12 protein-coding genes are annotated in these 8,931 nt (G+C 71.8%); 9 read left to right on the top strand and 3 right to left on the bottom strand.

From position 1 onward, the window contains the following. Positions 1-443 precede the first annotated feature (443 nt). From rpmH to E3Z34_RS17490, 9 genes are all read left to right on the top strand, one after another. On the top strand, positions 444-581 hold the full coding sequence (gene rpmH / locus E3Z34_RS17525) for a 50S ribosomal protein L34 (protein WP_134774639.1): 138 nt from the start codon (positions 444-446) through the stop codon (positions 579-581). A gap of 22 nt (positions 582-603) precedes the next feature. Further along, positions 604-978 carry a ribonuclease P protein component gene (gene rnpA, locus E3Z34_RS17520; protein WP_134774638.1) on the top strand — a complete coding sequence of 125 codons (375 nt, stop codon included), beginning with the start codon at positions 604-606 and terminating at the stop codon, positions 976-978. After that, positions 975-1,337, top strand: coding sequence for a membrane protein insertion efficiency factor YidD (gene yidD, locus E3Z34_RS17515; protein ID WP_238695264.1), 363 nt, complete (start codon positions 975-977; stop codon positions 1,335-1,337). Before rnpA ends, yidD begins: the two co-directional genes overlap by 4 nt. 7 nt (positions 1,338-1,344) lie before the next feature. Further along, on the top strand, positions 1,345-1,569 hold the full coding sequence (locus E3Z34_RS20005) for a hypothetical protein (protein WP_338043755.1): 225 nt from the start codon (positions 1,345-1,347) through the stop codon (positions 1,567-1,569). Continuing rightward, entirely contained in the window at positions 1,554-2,324 is a 771-nt protein-coding gene (gene yidC, locus E3Z34_RS17510) for a membrane protein insertase YidC (RefSeq protein ID WP_338043754.1), read from the top strand. The genes E3Z34_RS20005 and yidC overlap by 16 nt, the downstream gene beginning before the upstream one ends. 69 nt (positions 2,325-2,393) lie before the next feature. Then, positions 2,394-3,050, top strand: a complete 657-nt coding sequence (locus E3Z34_RS17505) for a Jag family protein (protein ID WP_238695263.1) — start codon at positions 2,394-2,396, stop codon at positions 3,048-3,050. Positions 3,051-3,055: 5 nt separating this feature from the next. Beyond that, the gene (rsmG, locus tag E3Z34_RS17500) at positions 3,056-3,766 is read left to right on the top strand and encodes a 16S rRNA (guanine(527)-N(7))-methyltransferase RsmG (RefSeq protein ID WP_134774637.1); all 711 of its coding nucleotides are present in this window, start codon (positions 3,056-3,058) and stop codon (positions 3,764-3,766) included. 357 nt (positions 3,767-4,123) lie between these two features. Beyond that, a complete protein-coding gene (locus tag E3Z34_RS17495) occupies positions 4,124-4,894 on the top strand; it encodes a ParA family protein (protein ID WP_420818965.1) in 771 nt (256 codons plus the stop codon). Next, positions 4,891-5,994 (top strand): ParB/RepB/Spo0J family partition protein, encoded by a 1,104-nt coding sequence (locus E3Z34_RS17490; protein ID WP_134774636.1) that lies wholly within the window; start codon positions 4,891-4,893, stop codon positions 5,992-5,994. Before E3Z34_RS17495 ends, E3Z34_RS17490 begins: the two co-directional genes overlap by 4 nt. A gap of 86 nt (positions 5,995-6,080) precedes the next feature. Here the strand turns inward: E3Z34_RS17490 and trxA are convergent, their stop codons facing one another. Genes trxA through E3Z34_RS17475 form a run of 3 tightly spaced genes read right to left on the bottom strand, consistent with a single transcriptional unit; the run spans position 6,081 to position 8,492 of the window. After that, entirely contained in the window at positions 6,081-6,404 is a 324-nt protein-coding gene (gene trxA / locus E3Z34_RS17485) for a thioredoxin (RefSeq protein ID WP_134774635.1), read from the bottom strand. 53 nt (positions 6,405-6,457) lie between these two features. Continuing rightward, positions 6,458-7,480: a thioredoxin-disulfide reductase gene (gene trxB / locus E3Z34_RS17480; RefSeq protein WP_134774634.1), complete on the bottom strand. Its 1,023-nt coding sequence runs from the start codon at positions 7,478-7,480 to the stop codon at positions 6,458-6,460. Continuing rightward, positions 7,428-8,492, bottom strand: a complete 1,065-nt coding sequence (locus tag E3Z34_RS17475; RefSeq protein ID WP_134774633.1) for a hypothetical protein — start codon at positions 8,490-8,492, stop codon at positions 7,428-7,430. Before E3Z34_RS17475 ends, trxB begins: the two co-directional genes overlap by 53 nt. Between the last annotated feature and the right edge of the window lie 439 nt (positions 8,493-8,931).

Below are 8,931 nucleotides of genomic sequence, written 5' to 3'. Positions count from 1 at the left end.
CTGACGACACGGTCCCAGACAGCCTGGCTCTCCCCCGGGGCTGCGTCATCGGTGGATCCAGCCCCTCTCTGCGGGTGCGACGAGTCTGTCCACAGATTTGTCCACAGGGTGTGGAGAACCCGTGGACGTGTGGCGTGAAGCGCGACGCTAACAAGCCCCGACCCCTCGCCGCAAGTGACCGGCGACAAGATTTTGCCCTCCCCGGCGTGTCGGGCCTGCGGCGCCGGAGCGGTGCAGGCACGATAGCGGGTTCGCACGGGACGGGGGCCTCGAGCGGACGAGTTTGACCCTCCTGCCCCCCCTCCCGTACCGTGGAGCAGGCCGATTTCCGGCCGCTTTCGCCTGCCCATGCCAGCACGACCAGCAATCGTCGTGCGACGTGGGTGCACGTCGGCGGCCGATCCTCGGACCGCCGACCCGACCAGACGACCGGAGCACGACTGATGAGCAAGCGCACCTTCCAGCCCAACAACCGTCGCCGCGCGCGCAAGCACGGCTTCCGTCTGCGCATGCGCACGCGTGCCGGCCGCGCCATCCTGGCCGCCCGCCGCGGCAAGGGCCGCTCCAAGCTGTCCGCCTGAGCGGCGAGCGTCGGCCGCCGCGATGCTGCCGCGTCGCTCCCGCCTGACCCGGCCCGGGGACTACCGGGCCGTGATGCGTCGGGGTGAGGGGCCGCCGCGCATCCGGCGCCGGGCAGGCACCGAGCTGCTCGTGGTGCACGTCGCGATGCCCGCACCCACCCTGCCCACGCGCCCGCCGCGCGTGGGTTTCGTGGTGTCCAAGGCCGTCGGCAACTCCGTGGTCCGGCACCGCGTGGTGCGTCGGCTGCGGGCCCTGGTGGCTCAGCGACTCGCGCTGCTGCCCGACGGGTGCGACGTCGTGGTCCGGGCCCAGCCCCCCGCCGCCGGCGCCAGCTCCGCGGAGCTCGCCGAGGCGCTCGACCACGCCCTCGGCCGGACCGTCCTGGTGACCTCATGACGCAGCGACCGGGCAGCGACGAGCTGCGCGACGTCCACCGCGGCGGGGTCGCCGTCGGAGAGCCGCGCAGCCTGCTGACCGTCCCTCTGGTCTGGCTGATCCGGATCTACCAGCAGACCTTCTCCCGCATCCTGGGCCCGGTCTGCCGCTACTACCCCTCCTGCTCCGCCTACGGCGTCACGGCCCTGGAGCGGCACGGGCTGCGCGGCTCCTGGCTGACGACGACCCGGCTGCTGCGCTGCCACCCGTGGGCGGCCGGCGGGGTCGACCACGTGCCGCCCCGGCGAGCACCTGCGCGCGGCGACGGCGCGCTCCATACCTCCCCCATCCCGGTGAGCGACCCTCACCACCGACACTGAGGACTCCATGGGCATCTTCGACACGATCCTCTTCCCCTTCATCTGGTTCAACTCCGCGATCCTGGTCGGGGTCGAGTGGCTGCTGACCCGGATGGGCCTGTCCGACACCAGCGGGTGGACCTGGGTGCTGGCCATCATCGGCCTGGTCCTGATCCTGCGGGCCATGCTGACGCCGCTCATGGTGCGCCAGATCAAGACCAGCGACGGCTGCAGATCGTGCAGCCGGAGCTGATGAAGATCCAGGCGAAGTACAAGGGCAAGAAGGACCAGGCCAGCCAGAAGGCCTTCCAGGAGGAGACCTTCGGGCTCTACCGCGAGGCCGGGGCGAACCCGTTCGGCGCGTGCCTGCCGATCCTCATCCAGATGCCGTTCTTCTTCGCGCTCTTCCGGCTGCTCAACAGCGCCGCCGCCGTGCGCGACGGCCGCGCCGAGCCCCTCGGGATGTTCAACCGGGAGCTGGCCACCAAGATGGCCGACTCCTCCATCTTCGGCGCCGAGCTGACCTCCACCTTCCTGCACCACCAGGACCTGTCGGCCAAGATCCTGTCGGTCGTCCTCATCCTGGTGATGTCGGCGACGCAGTTCATCACCAGCCACCAGCTGATGCGCCAGAACATGTCGCCCGAGGCGCTCAACAGCCCGATGGCGCGCCAGCAGCAGATCCTCATCTACGTCCTGCCGATCGTCTTCGCCGTGACGGGTGTGAACTTCCCCGTCGCGCTGCTCATCTACTGGACGGTCAGCAACTTCTGGACGATGGGGCAGCAGTTCTTCATCATCCGCAACATGCCGGCGCCCAACACCCCGGCGGAGAAGAAGTACCTCGAGCGGATGGCCCGCAAGGGCAAGGCAGCCACCGGGGTGCAGCTGAAGAACCCCAACTACATGGCCGAGCGCGAGGCGGCGGCGACCCTGGCGGCCGAGCAGGCCCGCACGAGCGGCCAGCGGGTCCAGCCCAAGAGCAAGAAGCGCGCCAGGAAGCGCTGACGCCTCGACCCCTCCCCTTCCGACCCCGCGCGGGTCGACCTTCCGCCACACACCGAGGAGCACCACCGCATGAGCATCGAGCAGACCACGCCGGCCACCGACACCGACGTCGACGGCACGACCACCGGGACCGACCACGAGGGTGCGGCCATCACGGCCGACCCGGCCGCGGGGAACGCCGGTGTCGGGACCACAGACACCGACGAGGACGCCGGGTCCGGCGAGGACGATGTGACGCACGTCACATCGTCCAGCCAGGAGGACCTGGTGCGGCAGGGTGAGATCGCCGCCGACTTCCTCGAGAGCCTGCTCGACATCGCCGACCTGGACGGTGACCTCGAGGTCGACGTCGAGGGCAACCGGGCGGCCGTCGCCATCGTGGACTCCGAGGACGGCGCCGCCCCACGACGGCTGGTCGGACCGGGCGGAGTGGTCCTGGAGGCCCTTCAGGAGCTGACCCGGCTGGCCGTGCAGGCCGAGACCGGGGAGCGCAGCCGCCTCATGCTGGACGTCGCCGGCTACCGCGCCGACCGGCGGGTCACCCTGGTGAAGACCGCCCGGCGGGCGATCGCGGAGGTCCAGGAGTCCGGCGCGCGCCGCGAGCTGGAGCCGATGACCGCCTTCGAGCGCAAGGTCGTCCACGACGAGGTCCTGGCCGCCGGCCTGGTCTCGGAGTCCGAGGGCGCCGAGCCCGCGCGCTACGTCGTCATCCTTCCCGCCCGCTGACGGCCATGACGGGCGCCGCGCCGGCCCCTCCTCCGGAGGCTGAGCGGGTCTTCGCCGACCGGCTCCCGCTGGCGACGAGGTATGCCGAGCTCCTCGCCACGACCGGCACGAGCCACGGCCTCCTCGGGCCGCGGGAGACGCCGCGGCTGTGGGAGCGGCACCTCGTCAACTGTGCCGTCATGCACCCTCTGCTGGCCCCGGGCAGCGAGGTGGCCGACATCGGCTCCGGCGCCGGCCTGCCCGGGCTGGTGCTTGCCGTGGTGCGACCGGACCTGCAGGTCCACCTCATCGAGCCGCTGCTGCGGCGGACCACGTGGTTGGAGACCGCGGTCGAGGAGCTGGGCCTGGACAACGTGCGCATCCATCGGGGACGGGCCGAGGAGGTCACGCTCCAGGTGCCCGTCGTGACCGCCAGGGCTGTCGCGTCGCTCGACAAGCTGGTGGCCTGGTCCTTCCCGTTGCTGGCACCCGCGGGTCGGCTGCTCGCACTCAAGGGGGAGAAGGCCGCGCAGGAGCTCGCCGAGGCGCAGTCGCTGCTCGACGCCTGGGGCGTGACGCGGTCCGAGCTGCAGGTGCTGGGTGAGGGCGAGATCTCCGAGCCCGTGCGCGTGGTGGTCGTGGAACGTCCCGAGCACCTGCCGACCTGCCCTCCGGGGGCAGTCGCCGCGAAGGCGGGTGGCCGGGGAGGACGGGCACGGAAAGGTCGCTCTTCGTAGCGGGTCGGCTTTGGTCCGCGTGCGGCAATGGGCGAAGATGGAGCCCTCATGGACTCCTCGCACGCACGCTCGCTCGGTTGGCCGGGGACCCCATCGACACAGGTGGTCGGCACTCCGCACCATCTCGGGTGGCCAGGGCCGGAGTGGGACGGCGGGCCGACCTCCGGTGGCGCCGCCCCGGATCAACGAGGGACCACCGACCTCTCTCCCGGGGTGAACGGCAGCGATGTTCCACGTGAAACCGACCCCCGCGTTTCACGTGAAACTGCTCCCGCACCGCCGCCTTCACGAGCGCGCAGGCGCAAGATCGGGGTCCAGGATCTGGGGCACGCCTGGACGGGCACCCGCATCATCACGGTGTCCAACCAGAAGGGTGGGGTGGGAAAGACCACCACCACGGTCAACATCGCGGCGGCGATGGCCCAGAGCGGGCTGCGCGTGCTCGTCATCGACATGGATCCGCAAGGCAACGCCTCGACCGCCCTCAGCATCCCCCACACGAGCGGCACACCCGGCATCTACGACGTCCTGATCGACGGCGCACCCCTGAGCGAGGTCGTGCAGGACTGCCCCCAGGTGCCGGGTCTCACCTGCGCGCCGGCGACCATCGACCTGGCCGGTGCGGAGATCGAGCTGGTGCCGCTCGTCGCGCGGGAGAACCGCCTGCGGCGGGCGATCCAGACCTACCTCGACACCGTGGGCGACCGACCCGACCTCATCATCATCGACTGTCCCCCCTCGCTCGGGCTGCTCACCGTGAACGCCTTCGTCGCGGCGCGCGAGGTCCTCATCCCCATCCAGTGCGAGTACTACGCGCTCGAGGGGCTCAGCCAGCTCCTGAAGAACGTCGAGCTCATCCAGCTGCACCTCAACGCCGAGCTCGAGGTCTCGACGATCCTGCTGACGATGTTCGACGGCCGGACCCGCCTGGCACACGACGTCGCCGACCAGGTGCGGGAGCACTTCGGCGACCGGGTCCTGCGCACCGTGGTGCCCCGGTCCGTCCGCATCAGCGAGGCGCCCAGTCACGGCGAGACGGTGCTGACCTACGACCCGACGAGCTCGGGTGCCCAGTCCTACGCAGAGGCGGCCGCCGAGATGCGCCGCCAGAAGGGAAAGAGCGCATGAGTGAACGCCGTCGGGGTCTGGGACGAGGACTGGGGGCGCTCATCCCGTCCGAGCCGCAGACCCAGGACCGCCCGCGAGACGTCTTCTTCCCCCGCCCGGCGTCCGGCGCGGGTGAGCTCGACGGGGATGGTTTCACGGGAAACCACGCCCCGGGGCCCGGCGGCGACGACAACTCGGAGCCCACCGGCGGCGAGGGTGAAGTTCCCACGCCCGACGGCGCGGACCTCGCCCCGGTGCCCGGAGCCACATTCGCCGAGGTGCGTATCGCCGACATCCGTCCGAACCCGCGGCAGCCGCGGGAGGTCTTCGACGAGGACGACCTCGCCGAGCTCCTCCACAGCATCCGTGAGCTCGGGGTGCTCCAGCCGGTGGTCGTACGTCGTGTGGATGGCGTTTCCGCAGGTCAGAAGGGTTCTGATCGGACTGCGCCGGAGGTCGCCGACACCGAACCGCAGGCCGCGACCTACGAGCTGGTCATGGGTGAGCGGCGGCTGCGGGCCTCCCGGCTGGCCGGCCGCGAGACGATCCCCGCCATCGTCCGCGACACCGAGGACGACCACATGCTGCGGGACGCCCTGCTGGAGAACCTGCACCGGGCGCAGCTCAACCCGCTGGAGGAGGCCGCGGCCTACCAGCAGCTGCTGACCGACTTCACGTGCACCCACGACGAGCTCGCCCAGCGCATCGGCCGCTCCCGTCCCCAGATCAGCAACACCATCCGTCTGCTCAAGCTCCCCCCGATGGTGCAGCGTCGCGTCGCCTCCGGCGTCCTCAGCGCCGGGCACGCCCGGGCGCTGCTCGGGCTGGAGGACGGCGCCGCGATGGAGCGGCTGGCCCAGCGCATCGTCGCCGAGGGTCTGTCGGTCCGGTCCGTCGAGGAGATCGTCGTCCTCGGCTCGGACCCCGCCCCCACCCGCCGGTCCCCGCGCAGCAGCGCTCCGGCGCCGGAGCTGCAGGAGGTCGCCGCCCGCCTGTCGGACCGCCTCGAGACACGGGTGCAGGTGGCGATGGGGAGGCGCAAGGGCAGGATCACGGTCGAGTTCGCCGGTCAGGAGGACCTGGACCGCATCCTCGCCGTCCTCGACGGCGCGCAGGCCTGAGCCCCGACACGGCCCCGGGCACGAGAAAGCCGTCCACAGGGGTGTGGATAACCCCTGTGGACGGCTGTGGGTTCAGCGACCGCCGGTCAGGCGGTGAACTGCTCCATCTCCTTGGCGAGCTTCTTCTTCGGCAGGGCCCCGACGAGCGTCTTGACGACCTCGCCGCCGGAGTAGACGTGCAGGGTGGGGATGCCCGTGATGCCGTAGGCCTGCGTGGTCTGCGGGTTCTCGTCGGTGTTGAGCTTGACCACCTTGAGCTTGTCGCCCCACTCCTCGGAGAGCTCCTCGAGGATGGGCGCCACCATCTTGCACGGGCCGCACCAGGGGGCCCAGAAGTCGACGAGCACGGGGCCGTCGTGCTGCAGCACGTCCTCGTGGAAGGTGGTGTCGCTGGTCTGCGTGATAGCCATGGTTTCCTTCTCTAGCAGTCGTTCTCGGGGGATCGGGTCGGGGTGGGCCGAGGTCAGACGGACGCGAGTCCGGCGTCGACCTGGGTGACGTCGGTCGCGTCGTCGAGCGAGGCGAGGTAGCGCTCGGCGTCGAGGGCGGCGGCGCACCCGCTGCCGGCCGCGGTGATCGCCTGACGGTAGGTGTGGTCCACCAGGTCACCGCAGGCGAAGACGCCGGGCACGTCGGTCGCGGTGCCACGGCCCTGGACCAGGACGTAGCCGGCGTCGTCCAGCGCCACCTGGCCCTGGACGAGCTCGTTGCGCGGGTCGTGGCCGACCGCGACGAACAGACCGGTCGTGGCAACCTCGCGCTCCTGGCCGGTGACGGTGTCGCGCAGCGTGACCGAGGTGAGCTTGGGGTCGCCGTGGAGCGCCGTGACCTCGGAGTTCCACGCGAAGCTGATCTTGGGGTCGGACTGGGCGCGCTCGGCCATGATCTTGCTGGCCCGCAGCTCCTCGCGGCGGTGCACGATCGTGACCGACCGACCGAAGCGGGTGAGGAAGGTCGCCTCCTCCATCGCCGAGTCGCCCCCGCCGACCACCAGGATGTCCTGGTCGCGGAAGAAGGCGCCGTCGCAGGTGGCGCACCAGGAGACCCCGTGACCGGAGAGCTCCTTCTCGCGCGGCAGACCCAGCTCGCGGTAGGCCGATCCCATCGCCAGGATGACGGTGCGGGCGCGGTGGATCCCGCCCGAGGCGTCGGTGACGGTCTTCACGTCGCCGGTCAGCTCCACCTCCACGACGTCGTCGCGCACCATCTCGGCCCCGAAGCGCTCGGCCTGCTCGCGCATGCTCATCATCAGCTCCGGGCCCATGATGCCCTCGGCGAAGCCGGGGTAGTTCTCGACCTCGGTGGTGTTCATCAGCGCGCCGCCGGCCGTGACCGACCCCTCGAAGAGCAGGGGGCGCAGGTTGGCCCGTGCCGTGTAGACCGCGGCCGTGTAGCCGGCCGGGCCGGACCCGATGATGATGACGTCGCGAACCTCACCGTCGGCGCCGGTGGTCGGCGCTGACTCGGGGCTCAGCTGGATGATCATGGTGACCTTCCTGGACCGCGCGGGCGCGCGGACGCTCAGACGGGGACGATGTGTGTGGAACCGATCCTACGACCGGGTTGTTCCCCCCAGGGTATGCCGCGGGGGACCCTTCCCTCGACCCGACAGGTCCGACCGGCCACGACGCGGAGGACGGCGGACCACCGGCGCCGAGAACCGTCCGGTCCTCAGCGCGGGGAGAACGCCTCGAGCTCGTGCGGCCCGGTGAGCGGGGTAACCCGTGCGCCGTCGGTGCACGACTCGGCAGGACCCAGACCTCACCGGTGCCGTCGTCGTGCACACCCAGAAGGGCGACGGCGGCCCTCGGGGAGGCGGAGGAGCCGAGGTCGGTGGGGGCGGCCACGTAGTCGCCGAAACCCCGCTCGGCCGGGAGGACCTGCCAGCAGGACCGCGCCTCCTCCAGCGTCAGGTCCTGCGAGCCGTAGCTGTTGACGTCCGCCCGCAGGGCGGTGCGGAGGGCGTCGACCAGATCGGCCTCGACGACGGTCCCGAGGTGGGGGAGCACCGAGAGCCGGCCGCCGAGCTCGGGGTCCGGGCTCGACAGGACCGCCCCGAGCCAGGCGACGTCCTCCAGCGCCTCGTCCCCCTGTGCCGCGTCGCCCGACGCGGCGTCGTCCTGGGCGTCGAGGCTCGGCGCGCTCTCGCCGTCGCCGGCCTCCGCGGCGTCGTCCCCGCCGGTGTCGCTCCCGGCCTCGGCCGCCTCGTCGTCCCCCTCGCCGGCCAGGGCCCCGCCCTCGTCCTCGGCGAGGTCGGCCCCGGCGTCCGCCCCCTCCTCGGCGGCACCACGGGCGGCGTCGTCACCCCGGGTGAGGGAGGGGTAGACCGCGGCGGTGTCCGCCGTGAACCCTCCGTCGGAGCCGATCAGCTGGGTGACCGCCACGGTGGTCACGAGCAGACCGGCGGCCGCGGCACCGAGGACGGCGACCGTCCGTGCCGGTCGGCGGTGGCTGCGCTCGGCCGCCAGGTCGAAGACGTCGTCGGCGGCCCGGGCCACCGTGGCGCCGGAGGGGGGTCGAGGGGTGCGCCGCCCGCGCGGTGGGCGCGCTCCACCTCCAGGCGGGCCTCGATCCGGGCGACGAGGTCCTCGGGCATGGGCCCCGGATCGGGCAGGGAGGCGAGCAGGTCGCGGATCCCGGTGGGGTCGACGTCGTCAGGCTGACGCGGTGCTGACACGACTGACACGCCTCCTCTCGACGACTCGCGACTCCCGGTGGGCGCAGGTGTGCCCACGGGAGTAGGACGACCGGTGCGGGCAGGGGGTTTCCTCGGACGCCGGAGCACCGGGGCGTGGTGTGCACCACACCGGCCGCGCGACGGGAACGGATCACGACATACCCCGCGGGTATTGCCACGCAGGCCGAGGAGCTGGGCCATGGCCTCCCGCCCTCGGAGCACCGGGACTTGATCGTCCCCTCGGCGACGTCGAGGATCGC

The sequence above is a fragment of the Ornithinimicrobium flavum genome, assembly GCF_004526345.1.
Classification (GTDB): Bacteria; Actinomycetota; Actinomycetes; order Actinomycetales; family Dermatophilaceae; genus Ornithinicoccus; species Ornithinicoccus flavus.
Note: the sequence above shows the minus strand (reverse complement) of the source record. Positions and strands in the feature narration are given on the sequence as shown.

Bases quoted from the DNA above. Each gene is read 5' to 3' on its own strand.
- rpmH (WP_134774639.1), top strand. From the start codon at position 444: ATGAGCAAGCGCACCTTCCAGCCCAACAACCGTCGCCGCGCGCGCAAG.
- rnpA (WP_134774638.1), top strand. From the start codon at position 604: ATGCTGCCGCGTCGCTCCCGCCTGACCCGGCCCGGGGACTACCGGGCC.
- yidD (WP_238695264.1), top strand. From the start codon at position 975: ATGACGCAGCGACCGGGCAGCGACGAGCTGCGCGACGTCCACCGCGGC.
- E3Z34_RS20005 (WP_338043755.1), top strand. From the start codon at position 1,345: ATGGGCATCTTCGACACGATCCTCTTCCCCTTCATCTGGTTCAACTCC.
- E3Z34_RS17505 (WP_238695263.1), top strand. From the start codon at position 2,394: ATGAGCATCGAGCAGACCACGCCGGCCACCGACACCGACGTCGACGGC.
- rsmG (WP_134774637.1), top strand. From the start codon at position 3,056: ATGACGGGCGCCGCGCCGGCCCCTCCTCCGGAGGCTGAGCGGGTCTTC.
- E3Z34_RS17490 (WP_134774636.1), top strand. From the start codon at position 4,891: ATGAGTGAACGCCGTCGGGGTCTGGGACGAGGACTGGGGGCGCTCATC.
- trxA (WP_134774635.1), bottom strand. From the start codon at position 6,404: ATGGCTATCACGCAGACCAGCGACACCACCTTCCACGAGGACGTGCTG.
- trxB (WP_134774634.1), bottom strand. From the start codon at position 7,480: ATGATCATCCAGCTGAGCCCCGAGTCAGCGCCGACCACCGGCGCCGAC.